This window comes from Duganella dendranthematis (assembly GCF_012849375.1).
Lineage (GTDB): Bacteria > Pseudomonadota > Gammaproteobacteria > Burkholderiales > Burkholderiaceae_D > Rugamonas > Rugamonas dendranthematis.
In genome coordinates, this window is record NZ_CP051684.1 from 4087423 (window position 1) to 4113239 (window position 25817).

A 25817-nucleotide genomic window follows, 5' to 3' on the forward strand; every position below is an offset into this window, starting at 1 on the left:
CCATCAATGGCATGGCCTCAGTTTAGCGAGTTGCGTGCACGTTTTGTGGTTATGTACTATCATTAGTTACATGAGACGAGATAGCAAACTTTCCTCCATCCTGCACGTGCTGCTGCACATGGCGCACGGCGACAGGCCTTTTACATCCGAAGAACTGGCGGGCTTCCTGGACACCAATCCGGTGCTGGTGCGGCGCGTACTGGCGGGGCTGCGGGAGCGCGGCTACGTTGGTTCCGACAAGGGGCACGGCGGCGGCTGGAGCATCACCTGCGACCTGCACGAAGTCACGCTGCACGATATCTACGAAGCGGTCGGCTCGCCCACCGTGTTCGCGATGGGGAATCGCGTCGAACAGCCGCAATGCCTGGTGGAGCGCGCCGTCAATGAGTCGCTGGGCAGCGCCTTCGATGAGGCGGAAGCATTGCTGATCTCCCGGTTTAAAGACGTAACGCTGGCCGAGCTCCGCCAGCTTCAACACACATCACAAGGGAGTGCAGCATGGGCATCGATGAATTCGACGTGATTGTTATCGGCGGCAGCTACGCCGGACTGTCGGCCGCCACGCAACTGGCGCGCGCCCGCCGCCGCGTGCTGGTGATCGACGCCGGCCAGCGTCGCAACCGCTACGCCAGCCATTCGCACGGCTTCCTCGGGCAGGATGGGCGCGAAGGCGCGGCCATCGCTGCCGACGGCCGCGCGCAGCTGATGAAGTATCGCACGGTGAGTTGGCGCGAAGGCCTGGCCACGCAGGCGGTGAAGCACGAAGATGGCTTCCGCGTGACGCTCAGCGATGGCAGCGCGGTCCATGCGCAGCGGCTGGTGCTGGCCACCGGCATGGCCGACGAACTGCCCTCGATTCCCGGCCTGGCCGAGCGCTGGGGCAGTAGCGTGTTCCACTGCCCGTACTGCCACGGCTACGAATTGAATCAGGGTCGCATCGGCGTGCTGGCGACTGGCCCGCACTCCTGGCATCACGCGATGATGCTGCCCGACTGGGGTCAGGTGACCTTCTTCCTCAACGGCGCTTTTGAGCCGGACGAGGAGCAGCTGACCAAACTGGCGGCGCGCGGCGTCACGATTGAACGCACGCGGGTGCAGGCAGTCAGCGGCACGGCCACCGTAACGCTGACGGATCACCGCGCGCTGGTGCTGGATGGCTTGTTCGTGTTGAGCCGTCTGCACAGCGCCAGTCCGCTGGGTGAGCTGCTGGGCTGCGAGATGGAGGACGGGCCGATGGGCCGTTACCTGCGCACCGATATGATGAAGGCGACCAGCGTGGCCGGCGTGTATGCCTGCGGCGATGCGGCGCGCATGGCCGGCAGCGTCGCGTTTGCGGTGGCGGATGGCGCGATGGCCGGCGTCGCCGCGCACCAGTCGCTGGTGTTCGGACTGCCCGTTGCAGCCTGACGTCAGAGGTCTGAAAGAATCGCCGGCATGGCGGCGCGCATATGGTCGATAAAGCTGCGCAAGCGCGCCGGATAGTGCGGCGCGTGCGGGTAGACCAGGTACATCGGCAGCGGCGTGGCTTGCCACTCCGGCGCCAGATGCAGCAGCGTGCCCTGCGCCAGTTCGTCGCGCAGCGCCCATGAAGACACCACGCACACGCCCATGCCCTGCACGGCGGCGTTACGGACGGCGAACAGGCTGTCGGTGCTCAGGCGCGGTTGCAGCGTCAGTTGGTGGCTTGCGCCGCTGGCGTGGTGCAGCGTGATCTCGTTGCGGTAGAAGGTGCGCAGGGCCAGCCAGGGAAGGGCAGCCAGTTGCTCGGGATGCGTGGGCAGCGGCCGAGCGGCTAGTAGTGCAGCCGCGGCGACCGCGATGCGCGGCACGTCCGCTAGCTTGATGGCGATGACCGATGGGTCGCTCACTTCGCCGACGCGGATGGCACAGTCGATATTCTCGGCGATGAAGTCCGGCGTCCGGTCGTGCAGCAGCCATTCCACCGACACGCGCGGATGGCGCAGCAGGAAATCGTTCAGCGGCCCAATCAGCTGCTGCTGGCCGAAGGCGTGCGGTGCGACGATGCGCAGCAGTCCCGCCGGTTCTTCGCGCGCGTCCTGTACGTCGGAGGTCAGCGCGCTCCAATGTGACAGCAGTTCGCGCGCGTGCGCCAGGCAGCGTTCTCCATCCTCGGTCAGCTGCATGGCATGGGTGGAGCGTTGCAGCAGGCGCAGGCCGAGCATGCGTTCCAGCGCTTGCAGACGGCGGCTGATGGTGGGTTGCGTGGTGCCCAGCTGCGTGGCTGCGGCGGACATGCTGCCGGCTTCCACGATGCGGACAAAGGTCTGCATCAGCTCTATGCGGTCGGCGGCGTTGGACGAGGTGGTCATACGTTCAGCGTATAACATTTGTACGCACCGGTCCACTACCGTGCGCGGCGCCGGTGGCGCATACTGGTTGACTCACCAAGTATCGGAGGTATGCAATGAAAGTCAGCTTTATCGGGATAGGTAGCATGGGCGCGGCGATGGTGCCGAATCTGGTACGGGCGGGCCACAGCGTCAGCGTGTGGAACCGCAATCGCGCGGCGGCGCAAGCCATCGACGGCGTCACGGTGCTGGAGTCCCCGGCCGACGCCTTTCAGGCCGATGCGGTGATGACCATGCTGTCCAACGACGATGCGGTGCGCAGTGTGATCCTCGACAGCGGTGCGCTGGCCGGTTCCAACAAAAACTGCGTCCACATCATGATGGCGACGATTTCGCTGGCGCTGGTGGACGAACTGGCTGCGCGCCATCGCGAGGCCGGCATCGCCTATGTATCGGCGCCGGTGTTCGGCGTGCCTGCGGCGGCTGCGGCGGCGCAGTTGAACGTGCTCGCGGCGGGCGATCCGCAGGCCATCGCCCGCGTGCAACCGCTACTGGATGCGGTGGGCCGCAAGACATGGCTATTGGGCGAAGATCCCAAGCGCGCCAACGTGGTGAAAATCTCCGGCAATATGATGATCGCGCAGGCCTTCACGGCGATGGGCGAGGCGGCCTACCTGAGCGAGAGCTATGGCGTGCCTGCGGCCGATCTGCTGGATGTGCTGACCAATACGCTGTTTGCGGCGCCGAGCTATCAGCGCTACGGCGGCTTCATCGCCACCAACACTTTCGAGCCGGGCTTCAAGCTGCCGCTGGGCCTCAAGGACGTCAACCTGGCCCTGTCGGCGGCTGAAGCTAAGGGCGCGCTGCTGCCGGTGGCGGAGCAGGTGCGCGAGAATATGCAGGATGCGATGGCGCAGGGCTTGCAGGACCGCGACTGGTCGGTGGCGGCGACCATCCGCCGCAAGCGCTAGGGATTCAGGGCTTTGAGGGCGGCCAGCAGCGCATCGAAGGCAGGGCTGGCGCTGCTCACCGCCTGCCCATTCTTCCACCAGTAGTTGACCATCATGTTCAGTGGCCCGGTGGACTGCACATGATGCCACCAGAAGGTGGGGATATAGAGAGCGTCGCCGGGCTGCAGGTCCGCCACCAGGGCCGCCGCTTGCGCGTCGCGGAAGCGTGGGTGCAGCGCGTAGTCCGGGTCACGGAAATTGACCATGCTGATCGGCGTCGGCGTCGGCGCAAAATCCAGCGGACCGATATACAGATTGTCCACCTGCGCTGGCGGGAACAGCGTAAAGCGCCGCGCGCCACTGACTACGCAGGCCAGGTTGGACGATTCGTCAAAGTGCGCCGGTGTGGTGATGGTATTGCCTAGCCACAGGCGCGGACGTGTGGACGGCGGCAGCGCCGGCGCCACATTCTCCTGCGCGAAGCGCGGCAGGCAGTCGTCGATCAAGGCGCTTTGCACCGCCACCGAAGGCGGCGCGTCAAATTGCGAATAGCGCGCCAGCTGCTCGATCACGCGCGCCACAGGCACCTTGTTGCGAACGAAGTTGAAGCCTTGCATATCCGGCTTGTAGAACAGCCGTCCGCGCTCGGCGGGCGGCGTCATCACGGCGTCTATTTCAACATCGCTGGCCAGTGCGAGCACATATTGGCACAGCGCTTCCGGCGACTGCTGCGCGGCGCGCACGGCCGGCCAGTGGCGCACAAAGCCGCGCAGGATGGCAGGACGATAGCTGGCCGCTACTTCGCTGAAGAAGCGCGCCGGGTTCAGGTCGTGGTATTCGATGGGGGTGTTCATGCGACGTATGATGGCATAAAAAAGCCCGCCAGGGCCGGGGAGGCAGCCAAGGCGGGCACAGACTACACAATGAAGCTGATGAGTACTAGATTAGTACTTGATATGCAGACCGGCGTAGTACTGCGCGCCGTTGGCGTAGAAGCGCGCCGGTTGATCCTTGTTGTAGATGTAGTTCTTCAGGATCGGGTTGTTCAGATTCTGACCGCTCAGCGTCAGCACGATGTTCTTGCTGATGTTGTAGTTGAACGATGCCGACAGGGTGCCGGTCGAATCCTGATACAGCGGCGTGCCACGGTCCTGCGCAGCCAGGAACGACGAGCGCCATGCGTAGCTTAAGCGGGCATTGAACTTGTCGTTTTCGAAGAAGATGCCGCCGTTGGCGGTGGTCTTCGAAGCGCCCAGCATGTCGCATGGATCGCCGGAGGTCGAGAATTGCATCGCCGGGCAGGCGCCGAAGTCCAGGTGCGAATCGGTCAGCGTGACGTTGCCGTCGATGCCGAAGCCCATACCCACCGGAATTTGCGCTGCCAGTTCCATGCCCTTCACCTTGGCGCCGACGTTGATCGGCGAGGTGATGGTGTAGTCCGCGAAGACCGCCTTGTTCTGCTCTTGCGAAGCGCGGGTGTCGAGGAAGTTGCCGACGCTCGAACCATAGCCCACGTAGTCCTTCAGGTCCATGTAGAACAGGCCAGCCGACAGCAGGGCGCGCGGTGCGAAGTACCACTGCAGCGACGCATCCAGGTTGGTCGACTTGACGGGCTTCAGTTGCGCGTTACCGCCGTTACCGGTGTGGGTTTCGTCGGTCAGCAGCACGGCGCCGCCCAATGCGCCGTAGTCGGGACGGGTCATGGTGCGCGAGACGCCCAGACGGGCCACCAGGTCGGAGCGCAGGTCGAACTTCAGGTTCAGGCTAGGCAGCGGAATCGTGGTGTTGTTGTCGATCGCCGTTTGCTTGACGAAGCCGCCCCACGGATAGGCTGGCAGGTTGCCGCCGGCCGGCTGGTTAGGCAGGATCTGATAGCCGTTGGAGGTGCCTTCGGTGCGCACGATGCGCAGGCCGACGTTACCGCTCCAGCCTTCGCCTTCCAGTTCACCCTGGACGTAGAACGCCTTGGTGTTTTCCTTCAGGTTGAACATGTCCTGGTAGTAGGTGCGGCTGACATCGCGGTTGGAGTGCAGGTCGCCCCACGCTTGCAGGATGGCCGGGTCCAGCGCCCAGACGTTTTTAGGGAAGTCGCCGCCCAGGTCGCTACCGAAATTGCCAGGGTAGGTGGTGCCGTTCCATGCCGGGTTGGTGCTGGTGCCGCCGACGTCGGTGTTGGCCCAATTAGGACCTTGCGCCACTTCGAAGTTGGAGCGGGTGTGGTGGGTGCCACGGATGCCGAATTTCAGCTCGCGCAGCGGGCCGGAGTCCAGCTGGAAGGCGGCGTCGATCTGGCCGTAGGTCTCTTTGTCGTCGGTGCTGGCAGGCGATACGCCGAACACCCAGTCCAGCGGGGTGCCGGTGAAGACGGCGGTATTAATGTTCGGGAATTTGACGGTGGCCGGCGAACCCAGGCCGTTCAGCTGGTAGCTGGCGCCGGAGTTGTTGACGTCACCTTCAAACACGCCCTGGCTAGGCGTCACGCCTTTGCCTTTGGTGGAACCGGCTTTGGCGGTGAACACCAGGCGGTCGGTGGCGCGCCATTTACCGTCCAGGTCAAAGAACTCGGTTTGTGCGTAAGCGCCTTCGCGCACGATGTTGTCGACGATGCCATAACGCAGCGGCGCAGCAGCGGTGCCTTTATTGGTGAACGATGCCGACACCAGCGTGCCGTTGCGGATCACGTAGCCCGGATCAGGCGCGACGCCGGAACCCAGCATGCCCGAACCGTTCATGTCGGTCATGTAGTTGGTGTTGTAGTTCGACGCGTCCATCTTCGAACGGAAGTAGGTCGCTTCCAGCGAGAAGTCGCGGCTAGGCTTGAATTGCAGGTCGATCAAACCGCCTTTGCGCTTGCGCTCCTGCTGGAACAGCGAGGAACCGATCAGGCGCGGGAACCAGACGTTGGCCAGGTCCGGATTGGTCTTCACGGCGGCGTTGGTCGGTGCAACCTGGGTCCATTGCAGCAACTCCTGGCCATCGCGGCGCAGCGAGCGCTTTTCCGAGAAGCCTTGCACCATTAGGCCCAGCGTGCCGGCTTCGTTCTTCCAGTTGAACAGGCCACTGAATTGCGGATCGGTTTTTTCCGCCAGGTCGGAATACACCGCCTGCACGGTGGCTTCCATCGAAATCGCGTTTTTGAAGTCCAGCGGGTGACGGGTCTTGATGTCGATCGAGCCGCTCGAACCGCCTTCCACCTGGTCGGCGGTCGGTGCTTTGTAGACCACTACCTGGCCGACGATTTCCGACGGCAGCAGCGAGTACGATGCGGAACGGCCGACGGCGCCGCCCACCTGGTCCAGCACAAACCAGTCGCCGGTCGATACGGCGTGGCCGTTGATCAGGGTCTGGGTCAGCGAAGGCGCGGTGCCGCGCATCGAGACGCGGTCGTTTTCATCGAAGCCGCCCGAACCTGCGCCGGAGGTCGAGATGTTCACGCCCGGTACGCGTTGCAGCGAGTCGGCCACGTTCTTGTCCGGCATTTTGCCGACGTCTTCCGCAGTAATCACGTCGACGTTGCTCGACGCATTACGCTTGACCGACAGCGATTGTTGCAGCGAACCGCGGATACCGCTGACGATCACGGTTTCCGGCTCCTTGTCGGTCGCTGCCTGCTGCGCCTGTGCGTTCATCGCGACGCTCAGCGTCAGGATGGCCGCTGCGGTCGCGATGGGCGTTAGTTTGGACATTTTGATGTTATTCGAATTGTGGTACATGTTCCCTCCCGTTGATGAAGGCTCCGCCGAGCCCGCTTGATTGTTGATGTGTTTCTTGTTCACCTTTAAAACCAATCCAACGCCAATATACTCGCGTTTCAATACCAGATCACTACCACTTTAAAATTCTTTTTTGTTATGTTGTATGCAGCATACAAAGTGGCTTTTAAGTAACGTGGTAATACCGGATCGCGGGTGGTATGGATGCCGTTTGTGCGCCGTTGCAACACAAATAAAGCCTTTACCTAAAGGGTGTATGCCGTAATGATGAAAATTTTTGCAGCAGCGGCGGGAGGGCGTGGATTTCTGCTGGTCTTTTTTTGGTATTATCGTCGAACAATGATAGAGAGGATGTCTTATCGTCATGAAAAACGATCAAACGAGTCCACTGGTACACATCCAGCAGCACCTCAATGAGACCAGTAACCTGCCTCTGTATCAACGTCTCCAGCGTGCCTTGCGGTCGGCTATCGAACTGCATTTGCTGAAGCCCGAAGACGCCTTGCCGGCCGAGCGCCAACTGGCGGCCGACCTGGAAATTTCGCGCATCACGGTGCGTAAGGCCATCGATGGCCTGGTCAGCGAAGGGGTGCTGATACGCCGGCCCGGCTCCGGTAACTTCATCAATACCCGCATCGAAAAGAACTTCGCCAAGCTGACTTCTTTTTCCGAAGACATGCGGGCGCGCGGACGCACGCCGCGCAGCGTGTGGCTGAAGCGCTCCGAAGGCACGGTGACGCCGGACGAAGCGATGCGGCTGCGGCTCAGCCCCGGTTCGCGCGTATTTCGCTTCAACCGCATGCGCTATGCGGACGAGGTGCCGATGTGTCTTGAGTACGCGACCATCGTGGCATCCTGCCTGCCGTCGCTGGATGCGGTGGACGTGTCGATGTACGACGCGCTGGAACGCTCCGGCAATCGGCCGGTGCGGGCGTTGCAGCGTTTGTCGGCACTGCTGCTGAACGCCGAGCAGGCCACGCTGTTGCAGGCGAAGGAGGGCGATGCCGGCCTGGCGGTGGAACGCCTGGGCTTTTTGCGCGACGGACGCGCGGTGGAATTCTGCCGCTCCTACTTCCGTGGCGATATGTATGACTTTGTGGCGGAACTGAATGCGAGCTAATTTGATTTTGAGTGCGGCCATGCTGGCTGCGTTGCCGGTGACTTCTGTCGCGGCGTCTGAAGTCGTCGGCTACTATCCGGGCTGGAAGCACGAGACGTTTCCGGTGTCGTCGGTGGATGCCGCCAAGCTGACCATGGCGCTGTATGCGTTTGTGGACCTGTGCTGGGACGGCAAGCATGGCAATGCCGATCCAGCCATCAACGATGTGGCGCCGTGCCAGCAGCCGCTCAACGGCGCACTGGCGTGGCGCGACGAAGCGGCCGACGGCGCCAACCTGCGCGCGCTGGTGGCGCTGAAACAGCAGCATCCGCAATTCAAGGTGGTGATTTCGGTCGGCGGGTGGAACTGGTCAAACCGCTTTTCCAACGTAGCGGCATCGGCGCCGGCGCGCGCCAACTTTATCGCGTCGTCATTGCAGGCGATGCGGCGCTATGGGCTGGATGGCGTCGATCTCGATTGGGAATATCCCGGCGAGGCCGGCGTGCCTTGCGTGGCGGGCGAAGTGTGCGCGCGGCCTGAGGATAAACAGAACTTCGTGGTGCTGGCGCGCGAACTGCGCGCGGCGTTCGACAAGGCGGGCAAGCAGGATGGCAAGCGTTACACCATCACCATCGCCGCTGGCGGCAACGGCAATTATGTCGGCGATGGCGCGTGGGTGAAGGAGCTGGCGCGGAGCCTGGACTGGATCAATATCATGGCGTACGACTATCACATGCCATGGGAGAAAAGCACCGGCCATCATGCGGCGCTGTACGCGGACGCCAGGGACCCGGCGACGGCCAACGGCTTTTATGCATCGCGTTCTGTGCAGCGCTATCTGGACGCCGGCGTAACGAAGGATAAGCTGGTGCTGGGCGTGCCGTTCTACGGCTACGGCTGGAAGGGCTGCGCGGCGGGGCCGGATGGCGACGGGCAGTATCAGCTTTGCCAGGGCGGCGTGACCGATGGCATCGAGGGCGGCAATTCGTATGGCTATGGGCAGGTGCTGCGGCGTGGGGCGGGATATCAGCGCTACTGGAATGCGTCGGCGCGCGTGCCGTATCTGTATAACGCGGCGGAGCAGGTGTGGATCACGTATGAAGATCCGGTGTCACTGGGGGAGAAGACGCGCTATATCAAGCAGCAGGGCTTGCGCGGTGCGATGTTCTGGGAGTTGAGTGCCGATAGCGACGGGCGGTTGCTGCAAGCGCTATCGGACGGCATGCGTTGAACCCCGAAGGGCCACGCGGGGTCTGACCCCGCATGGGGTCAGACCCCAACCGCTGCGCAGCGGTTGGGGGAAAAGCTTACTTGGCTTCGGCCGGTGCGATTTTCGGGCCGGTCGCGTACATGATCCAGTAGCGTGCCAGGTCGGCGCGCGGATCGGTGCCGGTGGCCAGTGGCTTCAGCACTTCAACGCCTTCGTCCTTCTTGCCGGCGATGATCATGGCGTAACCCAGACGCAGCTTGGCGTCGTCAGGATTCTTGGCCACGCCTTTGGCGATACCTTGCTTCATCAGGTCGATGCCTTTATCGCCTTGGCCCATGGTCACGAAGATGTAACCCAGATTGACCAGGCCAACGCCGTCTTTCGACTTCTGCGCCGCTGCGATGCCGCTTTCGATGTTTTTCGCATCGTCCGCTGCACCCTTGTTGGCGCTGGCGCGGATGCTGTCCAGTTCCTTCTTGTCCTTGCCGGCCGGGATGGCGCCTGGGTAGGCCTTGTCCATCGCGGTTTTCGCTTCGGTGAAGAAGCCGCCCAGCACGGCCAACTGTGCCTGATCGACATAGTCTTCGGTTTCCATCTTCGACGGTGCGACCACGGACTTGATGCGGTCCATGTCCAGGTCCAGACGGTTGTTGTAGGTCTTCTTGCCGCGGGTGCGGTTCAGCAGATCGTTCCAGTAATCTTCGGTCGGGTAGTAGCGGGTCAGCTCTTCGACGGCTTGCAGATACAGGACGGTGTCCTTGGTCTTGATGCCGACGTTACCCAGCAGGTTCAGGGTGTCTTTCGACGGCGCGGTGCCAGCGGCCTTGGCGGCTTCGATATCCTTCAGCGCTTCGGTCTTGGCGGCAGCAAAGTCGTTCTTCAGGAAGTACGAACGGACGATGAACTGGCGCTGCTTGTTCTTGTCGCCCGATTCGGTACCATAACGCTCAAACCATTTGATGGCGTTGTCGTAGTCTTTCAGGTTGCTGTAGTAGATGCCGGCGACAGCGTCGATGAAACGCAGCTTGTCTTCAGGCTTCAGGCGGCCCGACTCGATCATCGCTTGCAGACCCTTGACAGTCATCTCGTGGTTGCCCGATGCCTGGCCCAGTTGCACGCGCATCTGGTTCAGCACGAAGTCTTCGTATGGGGTGATGTTCGGCATGGCGGCCGACTGGTCGATGCGGGTCTGGACTTCGGTGAAGTTCTTGGCATCCAGCAGAGGCTTGATCTGTGCTGGATCGATCAGTTTGAAGATCTCAGGGCGAACGGCGTCTTTCGGTGCTTCCGGCGCTTTCTTTTCTTCAGCGGCGTGGACTGGGGCCATGCCCACGATGGCGGGAGCGGCGTTCAGGCCGATGGCGGCCAGGAGCAGGCTAATACGAGCAAGACGGGAGTGGGACATGGTTATCCTTCAATCAAACACATTGGGAATGTAAACCCGCGTATTGTTACACAAAACCGGCTGAAACTCCGAATTCAACCGTGTCGCGGCGCAGCGCCTGGCCGCTGCTGTTAAATAGCAGGCAACGGGCTGGCGGCAGGTGTACGCGCGCGCGGCCGCCGGCATGCAGCGGCGCGGCTTCGGCAGGCTGCTTGACAGCGATCATCTCCGGCAGGCCGGCCAGCGTGGCATAGGCAATCGACTGGTCGCCGAGGTACTCCACATGGCCGATGCCGACGTCGATCACGTTGTCCTGCTGCTGCGAGGCGATGGACAGATGTTCGGCGCGCACGCCCAGTGTGACCTGGTCGCCGACGCTCACGCCTTGAACCGTCGCGACCTTCACCACGCCGCCGCCGGACAAACGCAGCGAAGCGTAGGTGTCGTCCGCCGCGACGATCTCGCCGGGGATAAAGTTCATCTTCGGTGTGCCGAGGAAGCCGGCCACGAACAGGTTGGCCGGTGCGTTGTACAGTTCATGCGGCGTGCCGACTTGCTCGATGCGGCCGCCGTTGAACACCACGATGCGCTGGCCCAGCGTCATTGCTTCCACCTGGTCGTGGGTAACGTAGATCATGGTGGTTTTCAGTTCGCCGTGCAGGCGGCTCAGTTCCACCCGCATCTGCACGCGCAGGCTGGCGTCGAGGTTGGACAGCGGTTCGTCGAACAAGAATACTTCCGGCTTGCGCACGATGGCGCGGCCGATCGCCACGCGCTGGCGCTGGCCGCCCGACAGTTCCTTCGGCTTGCGCTTCAGCAGCGGCGTGATTTGCAGGATGGCGGCGGCGCGTTCGACGGCCGCCTGCACTTCGCCCGGTTTGCGGCCTGCCAGCTTGAGGGCGAAGGCCATGTTCTCGAACACCGTCATATGCGGGTAGAGCGCGTAGGACTGGAACACCATGGCCAGTTTGCGTTGCGCCGGCGCGATGTCGTTGGCCAGCACGCCGCCGATGTGCAGCGTACCGTCGCTGATGGTTTCCAGGCCGGCGATCATGCGCAGCAGCGTGGACTTGCCGCAGCCGGACGGGCCGACGAAGACCATGAATTCGCCGTCGGCGATATCGAGGTCGATGCCGTGGATGACCGGCGTTTTGTCGTAGTGCTTGACGATGCCTTTGAGGCTGACGCTGGCCATGTGCTTAGACCACCTGTCCTTCGGCCGGCGCGGCCGGGGGCTGCGGACGCGCGGCCATTGGAATTACCTGCGACAGCACCGCGACCGGAATCGCGCACACCATCACCCAGATGAAGAAGTGCTGATAGCCCAGCGCGATCTGAATGTCGCCGCTGAACAGCTTAAACAGTACAAGGCCAAGCTGCATGATGCCGGTGGCGAAGGCGTAATGCGCGGTCTGGTATTTGCCGGGCGCGACCACCTGCATCATGTACAGGATCAGGCCCACGAAGCCGAAGCCGTAGCCGAACATTTCGACACTGAGCGCGGTGGCGATGATGGACAGGTCGGTCGGCTGGTAGTGGGAAAGCAGATAGAAGGCGACATTCGGAAGGTTGACCGCGAGGATCAGCCACAGGATGGCGCGCTTGAGGCTCAGCCACGAGGTGAAGTAGCCGCCGGCGATGGAGCCGACCAGGAACGCCACGGTGCCGACGGTGCCGTACACCGCACCCACTTCGGCGGTGCTCAATCCCAGGCCGCCGAGATTGCGCGCCTCGCGCAGGAACAGCGGGCCGATCGACTGAACCTGCGCCTCGCCGGCGCGGAACAGGATGATGAAGACGATCGAGACCCAGATGCCGGGCTTCTTGAAGAATTCGACGATGACCTCGCGCAGCGTGCGCGCGATGGAGGCGGCGTTGGTGCCGGCGCTGACGGTGTTCCTCGCCAGCGGCAGCGACCAGCTGTTGTACAGACCCAGTGCGATCATCATGCCGCCCAGGATGCAGAAGCAGATGGTCCATGCCGGCACCACGCCGATAGTCTTTTCAAAGTGCCCGGCCAGCAGCAGCAATGCGCCAGTGGTGAAGAACTTGGCGGCGTTGAAGAAGGTGCCGGTCCAGCCGGCGTACTTGGCCTGGTCTTTTTCATCCAGGCTGGTGATGTACAAACCGTCGCACGCGATGTCGTGGGTGGCGGCGGAAATGCCGACCAGTGCCAGCATCGCCATGCAGGCGGCGAACCAGAACGGCGCTTGCAGCGCCAATGCCACGCCGCCCAGGCACAAGCCGCCGAAGACCTGGAAGAAGGTCACCACCAGTTTTTTGCTTGGCGCCAGTTCCAGGAAGGGACTCCACAACGGCTTGAACACCCAGGCAAAGCCGATCAAGCCAGTCCAGTGATTCAGCTCGTCGTTGGGCACGCCCATGCTCTTCAACATCTGGTTGGCCACGATGGCCACGGCAAAGAAGGGCAGGCCTTGCGCGAGATACAGGCTGGGTACCCACAGCTTGGGATTGCGGATCGAATCGATGCTCATGAAGCGTTATCTCCTCCAGCCCGTCATTCCCGCGCAGGCGGGAATCCATGCTGAGTATGGACTCCCGCCTGCGCGGGAGCGACGGTGTTGGTTTATTTGGTAAAGCCTGGCACCGGTGCGTTGCCGGTGGCTTGCAGCTCGCCGGACAGCCAGCCGTTGATGGCGTCCAGCGCCGGCTGGGCGAAGCCGTAGGTCATCAGCGCCGGCGCGGCGATGTCCAGCGCCTGATACGGATTCCACAGCGCCAGGTGCAGGTCCGGACGCCAGGTGTCGCGCGCGTGCTGGCCGTAGCGCAGGCGCGAGGTGGAAGCCAGCATGGTGTAGCGACCGTCCTGCGGCAGCGCGCTCCAGTCGAAGGTGTCGGCGTCGGCGAAGGTGACCAGCTCCACGTCGTACAGTTTGCGCAGCGAATCGGCCACTACGCCGGCCGGCACGCCGGCTTCCGAGACGCCGTCGCTCACCACGTCCTGGCGCGCGACCAGGCGCACCTTGTCGCCGGCGGCCGGACGTTGCGGCGCACCGGATGGCCCGTCGTAGGCGGTCAGGCTGCGGCGCCAGCCTTCGGCCATGATGTCGCGGTCAGCAGCGTCTTCCTTGTACGAGCGTGGCTTGCACGGGTAGGCGCGGGCCAGCGCCGACAGGCGGTCGAGGCGCGTGGCGATGTCCGCTTGCGACAGTTCGCCCGAGGCGATGGCGGCGGCGATGGCGTCCAGCGTTTCGTTCTGCGTTTCGGTGGTGCCCAACGCCATCACCATGTCGGCGCCGGCGGTCAGCGCGCGCACGGCGGCGTTGCCGACGCCATAGCGGCCGGCGATGGCGTGCATGTCCATGCCGTCGGTGATGACGATGCCCTTGTACTGCCACTCATCGCGCAGCAGGCCAGTGAGGATGCGGCGCGACATGGTGGCAGGATTGTCGGCGTCCAGCGTCGGGTAGACGATGTGCGCGGTCATCATGGCCGGTGCGGCGCCGGAGGCAATGCGGAACGGCGCCAGTTCCAGGCGGTTCAGTTCTTCGACCGGCTTGTTTACGGTCGGCAGGTCGCGGTGCGAGTCGACGTTGGTGTCGCCGTGGCCGGGGAAGTGCTTGACGCAGCACGCCACGCCTTCCGCATGGCTGCCAGCCATCCACGCCATCGCCAGTTCGGCGGCGCGCTGCGGCTCGGCGCCGAAAGAGCGTTCGGCGATGACCGGGTTGTGCGGGTTGTTGTTCAGGTCCAGCACCGGTGCGAAGTTCCAGTTGAAGCCCAGCGCCTTGACGGCGCGCGCGACGGCGGCGCCGGTGCGATAGGCCAGGTCGGTGTCGTTGGCGGCACCCAGGCCCATGGCGGCTGGCGGCGCCGGCACCCAGGTCGAGCGCACCACGGCGCCGCCTTCCTGGTCGATGCCAATCAGCGCATCCTGGCCCATGACGGCGCGCAGGTCGGCGGTCAGCTTGGCTAGTTGTTCGGAGTCGGTCATGTTGCCGCGGAAGAGACAGACGGCGCGGATGCCGTTCGCCTTGAGGAAGTCGGCGGTGTCCGCATCCAGCACGGTGCCGGGGAAGCGGATCATGATCAGTTGGCCGGCTATTTTGCGATTAACTGCGCTGAGTTCGTTTTGAGTTGTCATTTCACTGCTCCGTCCATGCCGCGCATGAAGAATCGTTGGGTAAATAAAAAGGCTGCCAGCGTGGGCAGGATGGTCAGCACGGTGCCGGCGGCGATCACGCGCGTGCTGCTGCCGAAGGTGCCGCGCAAATACAGCACCCCGACCGACAGCGGGAATTCATCCGGCTTGCTCATGACGATCGAGGGCCAGATGTATTCGTTCCATGCTTCCACCGCCGTCAGGATGCCGACCGTGGCTAGCCATGGCGCGATCAGCGGCAGCATGATTTTACTGAAGATGATCCATTCCGACGCACCATCCACGCGGGCGGCGTCGATCAGGTCTTGCGGGACTTCCTCGAACGCCTGCTTGAGCAGCAGGATGCTGACGGCGTTGACGACATTGGGCAGGATCACGCCGGCGTAGGTGTCGACCAGACTGAGTTTGGTGACGGTGATGAAGTTGACCAGGAAGTTGACTTCCGACGGCAGCACCAGCGTGGCCAGGATCAAGCCGAATATCAGCTTGCGGCCTTTGAACTGCATGCGCGCCAGCGGATAAGCGGCGGCGGAGCACAGCAGCAGTTTCCAGAACACGGTGCAGGCGGCGATGAAGACCGAGTTGCGGAAGAAGCTCCACATTGGGATGGCGCGGAATACTTCGATAAAGTTGTCCAGCGATGGCGCTTTCGGCCAGAAGGTGGGCGGGAAGGCGAAGATATTCCCTTCGGTGGAGAGCGCGGTGACCAGCGTCCACCAGAACGGGAATACGCATACCAGCGCGATGGCGCACAGCAGCAGGTAGTGGGCGATGGTCTTCATCGGTGTTTGGGTTTGAGATAGCGCAGGCACACCAGGGCGATGCCGATGCAGAACAGCGAGACGATGAAACTGGCGGCCAGTGCGCGCGGCAGCTTGAGGTGCTTGAGGCCCTGGTCGTAGGCGTAATACAGGCCGGTGAAGGTGGAGTTCATCGGGCCGCCCTGGGTCAGTACGTCGACTTCCTGGTACGCCTTGAGCGCGGCCAGCACCGACAGGACGGAGCAGATCATGATGGTCGGGCGCAGCATCGGCACGGTGATTTTCCAGAATCGCTGCCAGCGGTTGGCGCCGTCGAGAATGGCGGCTTCCTGCATGTCGGCGGGGACGGCTTGCAGGGCGGCGAGGTACATCACCATATACCAGCCAAGGCCGCGCCACAGCGTGACGAACATGATGGCGAACAGCGCGAGGGTGTCATTGGACAGCCAGCCGACCGGCGCGCCGACCAGGTGGCAGGCCCTCAGCACGTAATTAAGCGCGCCCTGTTCGTGGAACATGAAGCCCCACATGATGCCGACCACCGAGACGGTGGTCACCACCGGCACGTAGAAAGCGGCGCGGAAGTAGCGGATGCCGGGCAGCTGGTTGTTGACCAGCACCGCCAGACTGAGTGCGCCGATCTGCACGAAGGGCACCATCAGCAGGAACAGCAGCGAATTTTTCAGGCCGGTGACGAACATCTCGTTGTCGAAGATGTAGCGAAAGTTGTCCAGGCCAACCCAGTGCGTTTCGCGTATCAGGCTGTAGTCGGTGAAGGCCAGCAGGGAGCCGAAGGCGACGGGCCAGAAGGAGAAGATGGCCAGCAGGATTAGCGCCGGCGCGAGGAACAGCCATGCGGTCAGCTTGCGCATCAGCGGATTCCCTGTGCGGCGAGTTTCTTGTTCCAGATGGCGACTGCCTGGTCAAGCGCTTGCTGGATGTCCTGTTTTCCGGTGACGCCGGCTTCGACGGCTTTCACCAGATAGCGGCGCAGTTCATCGTAGTCGGTGATTCCGGCCACATACAGCGTGTGCGAATGCGGCATCGAGACGGCGCCTGCGGCGACGGCTTTCTCGGCTGCGCCGGCGTTGGACGGTACGGTAGTGAAAAATGGATCATTGGCCGCCTGCGCCATCGCCGGATAGACGCTGGCCTGTTTGGCAAACGCCAGCTGATTGGCGTCGTTGGTCAGGTAGCGGGCGAATTTGCCGATGGCTGGCAGCAGTTTGGCGTCGACGTTCTTGGGCACCGCGTAGTGAATCAGCCAGCCGCCATCGGCGATGCCGGTCGGGCCGAGTGGCGCGGGGGCGACGTCGGTGATGGCATAGATGTCCTTGGCGTCGCTCTCGATGCGCTTGACGGCGGTGGGCGGCGCCAGCAGCATGCCGAGGCGGCCGCCCTTGTAGGCGTCGATCGCGGCGGGGAAGTTATCTTCGGCGAACAGCGCGTCTTTCAGCAGGCCGCCGGCCTTATAGGTCTCGGCCAGCTTGCGGATCAGTGCCACGTGGCCGGGGGAGTTGAACACCGCTTTGCCATTGGCGATGACGGCCAGACCTTGCTGCATCATGAGGCCGTCGATCTTGGACAGGGCAGGGCACAGGCCCGCCTTGCCGGTGCGGGCGGCGATCTGGCGGGCGAACAGCAGTTGTTCGTCCAGCTCGCGCGGCGCATGCGGAATACCGGCGGCTTTGAAGATCTGCGTGTTGTAAGCAATGACGGCGACGTTGCTGTACATCGGGAAGCCGTAGGTCTTGCCGTTGAAGGTCAGGTCTTGCAGCGTGCTGGCGAGGTAGCGCGGGCGGGCTTCTCCCAGCAGCTTGTCGACTGGCGCGAGCAGGCCGTCGCGGGCGAATTCGTCGGCCCACGGGACGTTGAGGTTGACCAGCGCCGGCGGCGTGCCGGCGACAATGCGCGTGACCAGTTTGGTCTGGATGATATCCCACGGAAAGTCGACCCATTCCACTTTGACGCCGGGATTGGCGGCTTCGTAATTGCGCACCAGCGTTTCGTAGTAGGGGGTGAATTTGGGCTTCATGCTGAAGGTCCAGAATTCGATTTTTTGCGGGGCGGCGTTTGCAGGGTTTGCGAGGAGGCCTGCTAGTGCCAGCAGCCACCCCGCACGGCGATATGCCGGGGTCTGACCCCGTGCGGGGTCAGACCCCTTCTGCTTGCGGGGTCGCCCGGACGCAATCATCAGTTGGTCTTGGTGACTTTGCTCAGGTGGCGCGGCTGGTCCGGGTCCATGCCGCGCGCGGCCGACAGCTTTGCCGCCATCACGTAGAACGCCTGGATCGCGACGATCGGATCGAGATCCGGCGTGGCTGCAATCGGCAAGGTCAGGTCGCGTTCCGCCACATCGGCCGGCGCCGCCAGCAGCACGCGCGCGCCGCGGCCGCGCATCTCGGTCGCCAGCGCCAGCAGGCTGGCCTGGGTCGGGCCGCGCGTGGCGAAGATCACCAGCGGGTAGCCTTCTTCAATCAGCGCCATCGGACCGTGCTTGATCTCCGCGCCGCTGAACGCTTCCGCCTGCAGCGCCGAAGTCTCCTTGAATTTCAGCGACGCTTCCAGCGCCACCGGGAAGCTGATGCCGCGTCCCACCACCATGATGTTGCGCGCCGGCGCCAGCACTTCAATCGCCGGCGTCCAGTCTTCGGTGGTCGCTGCGCGCAGCGATTCTGGCAGGGCCTCCAGGCCGGCCAGTAGTTCAGGATCGTTCTGCCATGCGGCGACCAGGCGTGCGCTGGCCACCAGGCTGGTGATGAAGCTCTTGGTGGCTGCCACGCTTTGTTCTTTGCCGGCTCGCAGCGGCATCGCATATTCCGCCGCTTGCGCCAGTGGCGAGTCGATATCGTTGACCAGCGCGATGGTGGTTGCGCCGCCGTCGCGGAAGTAGCGGATCGGCTCCACCACGTCCGGGCTCTGCCCGGATTGCGAGATCGAGATGGCCAGCGTGTCGCGCGTGATCAGCGGTGATTTGTTCAGCGTCACCAGCGACATCGGCAGCGACGCCACCACGCGTCCCAGACGCGCCATGATCAGGTACGCCGCGTAAGCGCAGGCGTGGTCCGAGCTGCCGCGCGCGATGGTCAGCGCGGTCGAGAAGGAAGTGCTCCTCAATTTGCGGCCCAGCTCCGCGTATTGTTCGCCATCATGCGCCAGTTGCGTGGCGACGCAATCCGCAGCGGACAGGGCTTCTTTCAACATCATTGAGGTCACAGCAATTCTCCTTCGATATAGACGGCTTTGAGGTTCAGGTCACGGTCGAGCACTACAAAGTCGGCGAATGCGCCGGGGGCCAGGCGGCCCCGCTCTTGCAGGCCGAGATAATCGGCCGCATACGTTGAGACCCGTGCCGAGGCATCCGCCAGATCGAGGCCGAGTCCGACCAGGTTGCGCAGCGCCTGGTCCATGGTGAGCGTACTGCCGGCCAGCGTGCCATCAGGCAGGCGCACGCCGCCCATGCACTTCATGACTTTATGACGGCCCAGCATATATTCGCCGTCCGGCATGCCGGTGGCGGATGTGGAATCGGTGACGCAGTAGAGATTCGGGATGCAGCGCAGCGCGGTGCGGATCGCCCCCGGATGCACGTGCAGCAGGTCGGGGATCAGCTCCGCGAAAGTGCCGTGCGCCAGCGCCGCACCGACCATGCCGGGTTCGCGGTGATGCAGGCCGGGCATGGCGTTGAACAGGTGGGTGAAGCTGCGCGCGCCTTGCGCCAGCGCGGCCACGCCGTCTTCGTAGGTGCCCAGCGTGTGGCCGATCTGCACCCGCATGCCGGCGTCCGACAGTTCTTTGACCAGACCCTGATGGCCTTCGATTTCCGGCGCCACGGTGATCACGCGCAGCGGCGCCAGTTGTTCCAGTTTTTCGACATCGGCCAGCGTGGCGGAGCGCGCGTACGGCGGCTGCGCTCCGAGCTTGCCGGAATTGATGAACGGACCTTCCAGATGGGCGCCCAATACGCGCGCTTCGCCTTTGCCACGCTGGACGGCGGCCTTGCCGATGCCGCGCAGCGCCAGGTCGATGTCTTCCGCCGGCGCGGTCATGGTGGTGGCCAGCATGCTGGTGGTGCCGTGCCTGGCGTGGATGGCGGCGATGGTGTGGACGGCGTCGCCGCCTTCCATCACGTCCTTGCCGCCGCCGCCGTGCACGTGCAGGTCGATAAAGCCAGGCAGGATATACAGTTCTTCATTCAGCGCCGGATCGACGCTGCCGCCGATGATGGCGGCGATGCGTTCGTCGAAGGTGATTTCACCGTGGACCCAGCCGGCTGGCGTGAGGATATTGCCTTTGATTGCGTCGTGCATGGTCTCAGTCCTTCAAGCGCTGGCGGATCAGGCGCAGCGCGCCGGCGGCCGAATCGCCCTGCGGCGCGACGAGGCGCGGCAGTAGCGCGGCAGGCAGGTACGGGTGCAGCGGCGCCGCCAGGCCGCCACACAGGGCGATCGGCAGCTTGCCGCTGGCGTCCAGCGCATTGGCCATCAGTTCCACTTCGTGGCCGGCGGCCAGCAGGATGGCGCGGGCGACGGCGTTGCTGTCGCCGTGTTGCAGGACGACGCGCGCCAGTTGGGCGTAATTGGTTTGGGTGGCTTGCGCCAGCCAGGTCTGGATGGCGTCCCGCTCGCCGCCGCACGCGCGGGCGACATCGGTGGCGAAGGCGTCGGCCGGCAGGCGGCCGTCCAGCACTTGCTGCACGTGGTTGATGGCGCGCAGCCCCATCCACGCGCCGCTGGCTTCGTCGCCGGCCGGGAAGCCCCAGCCGCCCACTTCCACATGGCGGCCATCGGCCAGTTTGATTTCGCCGACGCTGCCGGTGCCCAGCGCGATGATGGCGCCCGGCTGGCCGGCGTGCGCGCCGAGCACGGTGGTATGGCCGTCGCTTTCCAGCGCTACGCGGGCGTAGCCGGGATTGGCGGCGACGAATTCCGCCGCCCATTGTCTGTTATGCACGCCCGCCAGGCCGAGTCCGATGGCGATGCGCGCTGGTTCTGGCAAGTCGAGGCCGGCCGCGCGGAAGGCTTGCGCGGCGGCGTCGGCGACAGCGCTCCAGGCCTTGGCGATGCCGTGCATCAGACCGGACGGGCCGCTGGCGCCCTCGGCGAGTTGGACCCCATCTGCGCCCGCCAGGCGTACCCGGGTGCCGCTGCCGCCGCCATCAACGCCGATGAAAAATTCGATCATGTTTACCTGAGAAAGCTGTGGCCGGAGTGGCCCGCGATGAGGGCACTATAGGTTAGCCAAAACCAGCTTGTCAACAGGTATTTAACTGGTATTAGAAAATATCGAAGTGGACTGTTGTTGTTCTATTGTAATTATCCGGTAAGTGGTTGTTTTTACGCGTTAAAAATGATTTTGCGCGCTTGCCGCCGGTGTGGCATTTGGCATGCCAATTTAGCGCTGGTAGGTAACCAGATGGGTACGGGTGGCGTCGACTTTGTCGGCCACCGCGACCACGGCGTTGCCGGGACCGTTAACGCTGACGTCGGTCTGACGGGCGGACAGTTGGCGCGCGTCGAGGTCGCCCGAACCGCTGACTTGCGCGCTCAGCGTGGCGGTGGCACCGGACAGCATCATGTTGCCGGGGCCGGTGAGGCGGGCGCGCACGCTTTGCGCTTCCAGCCCGCGCACGGTGAGGTCGCCCGAGCCGTGCACTTCGGCGTCGAGTTTCTTGATGTGGCCGGCCAGGCACGCTTCGCCCGGGCCGCGCAACACGGCGCTGGCGGATTCGGTGCTCAGGGTGCAGGCGTCGAGGTCGCCGGAACCGTGCACTTCGGCGCGGATTTCCCGGGCGCTGCCGCGCAGGGCGACGTTGCCCGGTCCGTGCAGCGCCGCGCTGACGCGGTTGGCGTGGATGTCGCCGATGTCGAGGTCGCCGGAGCCGTTGACCACCACGTTCAGGTCCTGGGTGACGCCGCTGGCTTCGACGTCGCCGGGGCCGTTCATTTGCACATTGAGGTTGCCGGTCTGCAGCGCTCGCAAGTCGAGGTCGCCGCTGCCGTTGGCGGTCACGCTCAGGCCACCGACCTTGCCACTGGCGCGGATATCGCCGGGGCCGTCCGACACCAGCGTCAGTTGCTGGCCCTGGAAGCGTTGCAGCTCGACGTCACCGCTGCCGGCGTTGCGCAGGCTTTTCAGGTTGGCGGCGCTGATGCGGATGGTCATCTCGCGCTGGTTGTCCTTGCCGAAGCTGAAATTAAAGTGCCACCCGTTGCGCTGCTGGCGCGGCTGACGCACGGTCAGCGTGTCGCCGTTGACGCTGGTTTCGATCTCGGCGAACTGGCGGCGCAGGCCGGACAGTTCGATGCCGTTGCCGGCGTCGGGCGTGACGATTACGCGGAACGGGCCGATCAGGTTGATGTTGCTGAACGCGGCCACGGTGCGGGTTTCGGTGCCGTAGCTATTGTCCTGCTTGTCAGCGGCCAGGGCGGGGGCGGTGACAGCGGTGAGGAGCAAGGTGCTGGCCAGCGCGGCGTGTCGGAGCGTCTTCATGTGTGGTCTCGGTGGGTAAGGTGGTGAAGGCTGGACAATATGACAAAGGACAGGCGCCGTCGCGCTGCATGGGATGGATGCGCCAAAGCGTGGGATCAGGTGCAAAAATCCGGGGCTGAACTGCAGCGCGCATTGCGGCTTAATATCTGGCGCGCACGGCCGATACTGTTTGTGTGGCCCCGCTGCGGCCGTAATGTCATAATGGATGCACCAATATGCCGATGAGACCGGCGTGCGCGGGTGAAAAAAGGAGCACACATGATTAAATACCTGGGAACCCGAAGTACCAACGATGGTGGTGTGCTGTACGTTTTTTTGATTAATGGCTTGCAGAAGGAAATCAAAGAGCATTCCTTGAAACAGTATCCCGGCTGTTATGAAGCATTGCCGGCCACGGCCAAGGCGCGCATCAGCGCCAACCGCGCGTGGCTGTCCAAGACGTAATGCGCTGGGGCTGCCGTCTGCTGCCGGCGTTTGCGCTGGCGCTGCTGTGCGTGACCGCCGGCGCGCAATCGGTGCCGACCACCTTCGGTACCATCGTCGGCAACGGCCTGCTGTGCCGCGACCATACCGATAACCTGTACTACTACAATTACCTGGTCAAGCATTTTGGCAACTGGTACAAGCACGAGGGCGGCGCTTACTGGTTCCGTACCGCCGGCGCTTCGCTGTGGGGCACCGAAATTTCCGAGGTGATGGTCAGCGACGATACCAGTACCTATATCTTTGTCGGCGCGGTGGCCGAGGCCACGCCGGAAAACCTGGAAAAGGCCATCATCCAGCAAGTCGGCACGCATTACACGGTGATCGACACGTCGGCCAATCCGGTGCGCGAGGCCAAGCCGGCCAGCCGCATCGTGTATTTCGATACCAAGGCCAAAATTTACTGCGCCAAATTCAAGCCGTTGCCGCCGGTGCAGCCGCCGCCGGTCCGACAACAGCTAAAATAGGGAACCGCGCACTCCCAAGGTTTTCATGTACACGCATTTTTTCAATCTGAAGCAATCGCCGTTTTCCATTGCGCCCGATCCCCGTTATCTGTTCATGAGCGAACGCCATCGCGAGGCGCTGGCGCATTTGTTGTATGGCATCGGCTCGGGAGGCGGCTTTGTGCTGCTGACGGGTGAGATCGGTGCCGGCAAGACGACGGTGTGCCGCTGCTTCATGGAGCAGATTCCCGACAATTGCAAGCTTGGCTACATCTTCAATCCCAAGTTGTCGGTGGAGGAGTTGCTGCTATCGATCTGCGACGAGTTTGGCGTGGTGCTGCCACCGCAGGGAGCGGGCGCGGTCAGCGTCAAGACGTATGTGGATGCGATCAATGCGTATCTGCTGGAGAGCCATGCGCAGGGCCGCAACAATGTGCTGATCATCGATGAGGCGCAGAATCTGTCGGCCGAGGTGCTGGAGCAGCTGCGGCTGCTTACCAATCTGGAGACTAGCGAGCGCAAGCTGTTGCAGATTATTCTGATCGGCCAGCCGGAGTTGCGCACCATGCTGGCGCGGCCGGAGCTGGAGCAGCTGGCGCAGCGGGTGATTGCGCGTTATCACCTGGGTTCGCTGTCGGAGGCGGAGACCGGAACGTACATCGAGCACCGGCTGGCAGTGGCGGGGGCAACGGCGATTGCGCCGTTTCCGCGCAAGCTGATGGGGCTGGTGCATGCGCTGACCAAGGGCGTGCCGCGCAGGATTAATCTGCTGTGCGACCGGGCATTGCTGGGGGCATACGTGGAAAACCAGCCGCAGGTGACGCGGACGATTTTGAAGCGCGCCGCCAGTGAGGTGTTTGCCGGGCCGGATGCGGTGGCGGCCGGCATGGGCGCCGGCGTGCGTCCCGGCGCTGGCGCGCGCTGGCCGCTGGTGGCGGCGGGCGTGCTTGGCGGCGTGGTGATCAGCGCGCTGGCGTGGCAACTGGCGTCGCGCGAGGCGCGTTCCGTGCTGGCGCATGCGCAGGCGGCGACGCCGGCGGTGGCGCCGGCGGCTGTCCCGCCTGCGCCTGTCGCCGTGGTCGCGCCGGTTGGGACCGACAGTGCCGCCGCGTTGCGCCAGTTGGCCGGGCTGTGGGGTCTGACGCTGACAACCGGCGATCCGTGCCAGACGGCGGCGCGCGCCAATCTGCGTTGTCTGCAAGCGAAAGGCAGCCTCGAGGACGTGCGCTTGCTGGACCGTCCGACGATGCTGAAGCTGCACGACGATCCCGCCGCGCCCAATTACGTGCTGTTGACTGCGCTGGACGAGGGCAACGCCACCATCGTCGCGGCAGGCGGCAAGCCGCAGACCTTGAGCGTTGACGCCCTGGCGGCGCGCTATGACGGCGAGTTCGCCACCTTCTGGCGCGCGCCCAAGGCCTGGCGCGACGAGGTGCGCAGCGGCGACCAGGGGCCGGATGTCGATTGGCTGGCCAAGCGCTTGTCGCAGATTTACGATCTGAAAAAACCACAGGAAAACCAGCCGTTGGACGCGGACTTGCGCAAGCGCCTGACCGAGTTCCAAACCGCGCAGAGCCTGAAGGCCGACGGCGTGGCCGGGCCCAAGACCTTTATCCGCCTGTATCAGCTGGGCGGCGTGCAGGAACCCCGGCTGCGGTAATGGTCAGATTGCGCGGCCGTCGTGATGATGTACGGGAATGGCCGCCAGATCGATCCCCTCGATGCAGCGCAGGTTGATAGCCGCCGTCGGCGTCCCGTCCGGCGCAGTCGCTTCGGCGTAGGGGTGAATGCCGCAGTGTGGGCAGAAGCGGTGTGCGATCTTGTGCTGGTTGAACAGGTAAGCCTTGGCATGTTCTTCCGGCGTGAGCAGTTGCATCTGCGTGCGCGGCACGAACCACAGCAGCGATCCCTTGCGCTGGCAGATCGAGCAATTGCAGGCGAGGGCGGAGGCAATTTCGCCTTCCGCCTCGAATTTGATGTTGCCGCAATGGCAGCTCCCGGTGTATTTCATAGTGCCTCCATATAGTGATGCAGTTGCTGGAAGAATGCACGCCAGCCGCGTTCATGGTTATCGCGCGCCTGGCTGTCGACGAATCGGTCGTGGACAAATGTCAGCTCGGTGCCATCGGCTACCGGGGTCAGCGTGATGCTCACGCGTGACACCCGCTCTGGCGTGGTATGAAATGCCCAGTTGAACACCAGGCGTTGCTGGGGCTGGACTTCGAGATATTCACCGGCCACTTGATTCTGTTCACCGTCTGGCGATTGAAACGCAATGCGATAGCGGCCGCCCACGCGCAGGTCGATTTCCGCCAGGGTGGCGATGGTCTCCGGCGACGGCCCGAACCAGCGCATCAGCGCTTGCGGGTCGGTCCAGGCGCGCCAGATCTGGTCGGCGCTGGCGGCGTAGTGTCGGACGATGCGGACCTCTCCGGTGCTTGTTTGCATGTTTCCTCCTGGTGATATAGGTAGCGTCCCAGCGCGTCCAGTTGGGCGTTCCAATAGCGGTCGTAATGGGTAATCCACTGCGCGGCCTGCTGCATGGTGCTGGTTTCCAGCGAGCAGCGGACGATACGGCCTTCTTTGGCGCGGGCAATCAGGCCGGCGGCTTCCAGTACCGCGAGATGCTTCATGAAGCCGGGCAACGACATCGCGTGCTGCTGCGCCAGTTCGCTGATGGTGTGGCTACCCTGTTCCAGCTGCGCCAGCACGCGCCGCCGTGTGCCATCGGCCAGCGCGGCGAACACCAGATCGAGTTGTTGATCATTATGCTTAACCATGTGGTTAAGTATTCTCCGGCCGCGCGGCTTTGTCAAGCGCCGGGCTTACGTTAAGATGGTGCGATAT

The 25817-nt window shown here is 63.6% G+C and carries 25 protein-coding genes; 8 read left to right on the top strand and 17 right to left on the bottom strand.

Annotation, left to right across the window (positions count from 1 at the left end):
• Window positions 1–70: 70 nt before the first annotated feature.
• Window positions 71–523 carry an Rrf2 family transcriptional regulator gene (locus HH213_RS18675; protein WP_169113220.1) on the top strand — a complete coding sequence of 151 codons (453 nt, stop codon included), beginning with the start codon at window positions 71–73 and terminating at the stop codon, window positions 521–523.
• A complete protein-coding gene (locus HH213_RS18680; protein ID WP_169113221.1) occupies window positions 499–1407 on the top strand; it encodes an NAD(P)/FAD-dependent oxidoreductase in 909 nt (302 codons plus the stop codon). The genes HH213_RS18675 and HH213_RS18680 overlap by 25 nt, the downstream gene beginning before the upstream one ends.
• A gap of 2 nt (window positions 1408–1409) precedes the next feature.
• On the opposite strand, the gene HH213_RS18685 is transcribed toward HH213_RS18680, so the two are convergent.
• The gene (locus HH213_RS18685; RefSeq protein WP_174864417.1) at window positions 1410–2330 is read right to left on the bottom strand and encodes a LysR family transcriptional regulator; all 921 of its coding nucleotides are present in this window, start codon (window positions 2328–2330) and stop codon (window positions 1410–1412) included.
• A gap of 95 nt (window positions 2331–2425) precedes the next feature.
• Between HH213_RS18685 and HH213_RS18690 the strand changes: the two genes are divergently transcribed.
• A complete protein-coding gene (locus HH213_RS18690) occupies window positions 2426–3280 on the top strand; it encodes an NAD(P)-dependent oxidoreductase (RefSeq protein WP_169113223.1) in 855 nt (284 codons plus the stop codon).
• Here the strand turns inward: HH213_RS18690 and HH213_RS18695 are convergent.
• Window positions 3277–4113: a cupin-like domain-containing protein gene (locus tag HH213_RS18695; RefSeq protein ID WP_110846916.1), complete on the bottom strand. Its 837-nt coding sequence runs from the start codon at window positions 4111–4113 to the stop codon at window positions 3277–3279. The genes HH213_RS18690 and HH213_RS18695 overlap by 4 nt on opposite strands.
• A 90-nt stretch (window positions 4114–4203) precedes the next feature.
• A complete protein-coding gene (locus tag HH213_RS18700) occupies window positions 4204–6972 on the bottom strand; it encodes a TonB-dependent receptor (protein ID WP_229263057.1) in 2769 nt (922 codons plus the stop codon).
• Window positions 6973–7336: 364 nt separating this feature from the next.
• On the opposite strand from HH213_RS18700, the gene HH213_RS18705 reads away from it, so the two are divergent.
• Window positions 7337–8092 carry a GntR family transcriptional regulator gene (locus HH213_RS18705; protein ID WP_110846915.1) on the top strand — a complete coding sequence of 252 codons (756 nt, stop codon included), beginning with the start codon at window positions 7337–7339 and terminating at the stop codon, window positions 8090–8092.
• 19 nt (window positions 8093–8111) lie between these two features.
• Window positions 8112–9302: a glycoside hydrolase family 18 protein gene (locus HH213_RS18710; protein WP_229263058.1), complete on the top strand. Its 1191-nt coding sequence runs from the start codon at window positions 8112–8114 to the stop codon at window positions 9300–9302.
• Between the two features lie 76 nt (window positions 9303–9378).
• Here HH213_RS18710 and HH213_RS18715 read toward each other — a convergent pair whose 3' ends face one another.
• From HH213_RS18715 to HH213_RS18765, 11 genes are all read right to left on the bottom strand, one after another.
• Window positions 9379–10686, bottom strand: a complete 1308-nt coding sequence (locus HH213_RS18715; protein WP_169113225.1) for a tetratricopeptide repeat protein — start codon at window positions 10684–10686, stop codon at window positions 9379–9381.
• A gap of 46 nt (window positions 10687–10732) precedes the next feature.
• A complete protein-coding gene (locus tag HH213_RS18720) occupies window positions 10733–11860 on the bottom strand; it encodes an ABC transporter ATP-binding protein (protein ID WP_169113226.1) in 1128 nt (375 codons plus the stop codon).
• Window positions 11861–11864: 4 nt separating this feature from the next.
• Window positions 11865–13160 (bottom strand): MFS transporter, encoded by a 1296-nt coding sequence (locus HH213_RS18725; RefSeq protein WP_169113227.1) that lies wholly within the window; start codon window positions 13158–13160, stop codon window positions 11865–11867.
• 92 nt (window positions 13161–13252) lie between these two features.
• Window positions 13253–14770 carry a beta-N-acetylhexosaminidase gene (gene nagZ / locus HH213_RS18730; protein WP_169113228.1) on the bottom strand — a complete coding sequence of 506 codons (1518 nt, stop codon included), beginning with the start codon at window positions 14768–14770 and terminating at the stop codon, window positions 13253–13255.
• A complete protein-coding gene (locus HH213_RS18735; RefSeq protein WP_169113229.1) occupies window positions 14767–15570 on the bottom strand; it encodes a carbohydrate ABC transporter permease in 804 nt (267 codons plus the stop codon). Before HH213_RS18735 ends, nagZ begins: the two co-directional genes overlap by 4 nt.
• On the bottom strand, window positions 15567–16421 hold the full coding sequence (locus tag HH213_RS18740; protein ID WP_169113230.1) for a carbohydrate ABC transporter permease: 855 nt from the start codon (window positions 16419–16421) through the stop codon (window positions 15567–15569). The genes HH213_RS18735 and HH213_RS18740 overlap by 4 nt, the downstream gene beginning before the upstream one ends.
• On the bottom strand, window positions 16421–17584 hold the full coding sequence (locus tag HH213_RS18745; protein ID WP_229263059.1) for an ABC transporter substrate-binding protein: 1164 nt from the start codon (window positions 17582–17584) through the stop codon (window positions 16421–16423). Before HH213_RS18745 ends, HH213_RS18740 begins: the two co-directional genes overlap by 1 nt.
• A gap of 158 nt (window positions 17585–17742) precedes the next feature.
• Window positions 17743–18756 (bottom strand): SIS domain-containing protein, encoded by a 1014-nt coding sequence (locus HH213_RS18750; protein WP_110846907.1) that lies wholly within the window; start codon window positions 18754–18756, stop codon window positions 17743–17745.
• A 5-nt stretch (window positions 18757–18761) separates the two neighbouring features.
• Window positions 18762–19859: an N-acetylglucosamine-6-phosphate deacetylase gene (nagA, locus tag HH213_RS18755; RefSeq protein WP_110846906.1), complete on the bottom strand. Its 1098-nt coding sequence runs from the start codon at window positions 19857–19859 to the stop codon at window positions 18762–18764.
• Between the two features lie 4 nt (window positions 19860–19863).
• On the bottom strand, window positions 19864–20733 hold the full coding sequence (locus HH213_RS18760; RefSeq protein ID WP_169113231.1) for a glucosamine kinase nucleotide-binding domain-containing protein: 870 nt from the start codon (window positions 20731–20733) through the stop codon (window positions 19864–19866).
• Window positions 20734–20943: 210 nt separating this feature from the next.
• A complete protein-coding gene (locus HH213_RS18765) occupies window positions 20944–22041 on the bottom strand; it encodes a GIN domain-containing protein (RefSeq protein WP_169113232.1) in 1098 nt (365 codons plus the stop codon).
• Window positions 22042–22299: 258 nt separating this feature from the next.
• Here HH213_RS18765 and HH213_RS18770 point away from each other — a divergent pair, with 258 nt between their 5' ends.
• The 3 genes from HH213_RS18770 to HH213_RS18780 are packed head-to-tail and all read left to right on the top strand — an operon-like array spanning window position 22300 to window position 24630.
• On the top strand, window positions 22300–22485 hold the full coding sequence (locus HH213_RS18770) for a hypothetical protein (RefSeq protein WP_169113233.1): 186 nt from the start codon (window positions 22300–22302) through the stop codon (window positions 22483–22485).
• Complete coding sequence (locus HH213_RS18775) at window positions 22467–22991, top strand: hypothetical protein (protein ID WP_229263060.1); 525 nt, start codon at window positions 22467–22469, stop codon at window positions 22989–22991. The genes HH213_RS18770 and HH213_RS18775 overlap by 19 nt, the downstream gene beginning before the upstream one ends.
• A gap of 25 nt (window positions 22992–23016) precedes the next feature.
• The gene (locus HH213_RS18780) at window positions 23017–24630 is read left to right on the top strand and encodes an ExeA family protein (protein ID WP_169113234.1); all 1614 of its coding nucleotides are present in this window, start codon (window positions 23017–23019) and stop codon (window positions 24628–24630) included.
• Window positions 24631–24633: 3 nt separating this feature from the next.
• Here HH213_RS18780 and HH213_RS18785 read toward each other — a convergent pair whose 3' ends face one another.
• Genes HH213_RS18785 through HH213_RS18795 form a run of 3 tightly spaced genes read right to left on the bottom strand, consistent with a single transcriptional unit; the run spans window position 24634 to window position 25750 of the window.
• Window positions 24634–24981, bottom strand: coding sequence for a GFA family protein (locus HH213_RS18785; protein ID WP_169113235.1), 348 nt, complete (start codon window positions 24979–24981; stop codon window positions 24634–24636).
• Window positions 24978–25418, bottom strand: coding sequence for an SRPBCC family protein (locus tag HH213_RS18790; RefSeq protein ID WP_169113236.1), 441 nt, complete (start codon window positions 25416–25418; stop codon window positions 24978–24980). The genes HH213_RS18785 and HH213_RS18790 overlap by 4 nt, the downstream gene beginning before the upstream one ends.
• Window positions 25325–25750: an ArsR/SmtB family transcription factor gene (locus tag HH213_RS18795; RefSeq protein WP_110846899.1), complete on the bottom strand. Its 426-nt coding sequence runs from the start codon at window positions 25748–25750 to the stop codon at window positions 25325–25327. Before HH213_RS18795 ends, HH213_RS18790 begins: the two co-directional genes overlap by 94 nt.
• Window positions 25751–25817: the final 67 nt, after the last annotated feature.

What these genes read in the sequence shown, in the direction of transcription:
- HH213_RS18785 (WP_169113235.1), bottom strand. Translation starts at nt 24,981, where the DNA reads ATGAAATACACCGGGAGCTGCCATTGCGGCAACATCAAATTCGAGGCG.
- HH213_RS18750 (WP_110846907.1), bottom strand. Translation starts at nt 18,756, where the DNA reads ATGATGTTGAAAGAAGCCCTGTCCGCTGCGGATTGCGTCGCCACGCAA.
- nagZ (WP_169113228.1), bottom strand. Translation starts at nt 14,770, where the DNA reads ATGACAACTCAAAACGAACTCAGCGCAGTTAATCGCAAAATAGCCGGC.
- HH213_RS18700 (WP_229263057.1), bottom strand. Translation starts at nt 6,972, where the DNA reads ATGTACCACAATTCGAATAACATCAAAATGTCCAAACTAACGCCCATC.
- HH213_RS18680 (WP_169113221.1), top strand. Translation starts at nt 499, where the DNA reads ATGGGCATCGATGAATTCGACGTGATTGTTATCGGCGGCAGCTACGCC.
- HH213_RS18780 (WP_169113234.1), top strand. Translation starts at nt 23,017, where the DNA reads ATGTACACGCATTTTTTCAATCTGAAGCAATCGCCGTTTTCCATTGCG.
- HH213_RS18760 (WP_169113231.1), bottom strand. Translation starts at nt 20,733, where the DNA reads ATGATCGAATTTTTCATCGGCGTTGATGGCGGCGGCAGCGGCACCCGG.
- HH213_RS18765 (WP_169113232.1), bottom strand. Translation starts at nt 22,041, where the DNA reads ATGAAGACGCTCCGACACGCCGCGCTGGCCAGCACCTTGCTCCTCACC.
- HH213_RS18675 (WP_169113220.1), top strand. Translation starts at nt 71, where the DNA reads ATGAGACGAGATAGCAAACTTTCCTCCATCCTGCACGTGCTGCTGCAC.
- HH213_RS18695 (WP_110846916.1), bottom strand. Translation starts at nt 4,113, where the DNA reads ATGAACACCCCCATCGAATACCACGACCTGAACCCGGCGCGCTTCTTC.
- nagA (WP_110846906.1), bottom strand. Translation starts at nt 19,859, where the DNA reads ATGCACGACGCAATCAAAGGCAATATCCTCACGCCAGCCGGCTGGGTC.
- HH213_RS18790 (WP_169113236.1), bottom strand. Translation starts at nt 25,418, where the DNA reads ATGCAAACAAGCACCGGAGAGGTCCGCATCGTCCGACACTACGCCGCC.
- HH213_RS18705 (WP_110846915.1), top strand. Translation starts at nt 7,337, where the DNA reads ATGAAAAACGATCAAACGAGTCCACTGGTACACATCCAGCAGCACCTC.
- HH213_RS18740 (WP_169113230.1), bottom strand. Translation starts at nt 16,421, where the DNA reads ATGCGCAAGCTGACCGCATGGCTGTTCCTCGCGCCGGCGCTAATCCTG.
- HH213_RS18715 (WP_169113225.1), bottom strand. Translation starts at nt 10,686, where the DNA reads ATGTCCCACTCCCGTCTTGCTCGTATTAGCCTGCTCCTGGCCGCCATC.
- HH213_RS18685 (WP_174864417.1), bottom strand. Translation starts at nt 2,330, where the DNA reads ATGACCACCTCGTCCAACGCCGCCGACCGCATAGAGCTGATGCAGACC.
- HH213_RS18770 (WP_169113233.1), top strand. Translation starts at nt 22,300, where the DNA reads ATGATTAAATACCTGGGAACCCGAAGTACCAACGATGGTGGTGTGCTG.
- HH213_RS18745 (WP_229263059.1), bottom strand. Translation starts at nt 17,584, where the DNA reads ATGAAGCCCAAATTCACCCCCTACTACGAAACGCTGGTGCGCAATTAC.
- HH213_RS18735 (WP_169113229.1), bottom strand. Translation starts at nt 15,570, where the DNA reads ATGAAGACCATCGCCCACTACCTGCTGCTGTGCGCCATCGCGCTGGTA.
- HH213_RS18725 (WP_169113227.1), bottom strand. Translation starts at nt 13,160, where the DNA reads ATGAGCATCGATTCGATCCGCAATCCCAAGCTGTGGGTACCCAGCCTG.
- HH213_RS18720 (WP_169113226.1), bottom strand. Translation starts at nt 11,860, where the DNA reads ATGGCCAGCGTCAGCCTCAAAGGCATCGTCAAGCACTACGACAAAACG.
- HH213_RS18710 (WP_229263058.1), top strand. Translation starts at nt 8,112, where the DNA reads ATGCTGGCTGCGTTGCCGGTGACTTCTGTCGCGGCGTCTGAAGTCGTC.
- HH213_RS18795 (WP_110846899.1), bottom strand. Translation starts at nt 25,750, where the DNA reads ATGGTTAAGCATAATGATCAACAACTCGATCTGGTGTTCGCCGCGCTG.
- HH213_RS18690 (WP_169113223.1), top strand. Translation starts at nt 2,426, where the DNA reads ATGAAAGTCAGCTTTATCGGGATAGGTAGCATGGGCGCGGCGATGGTG.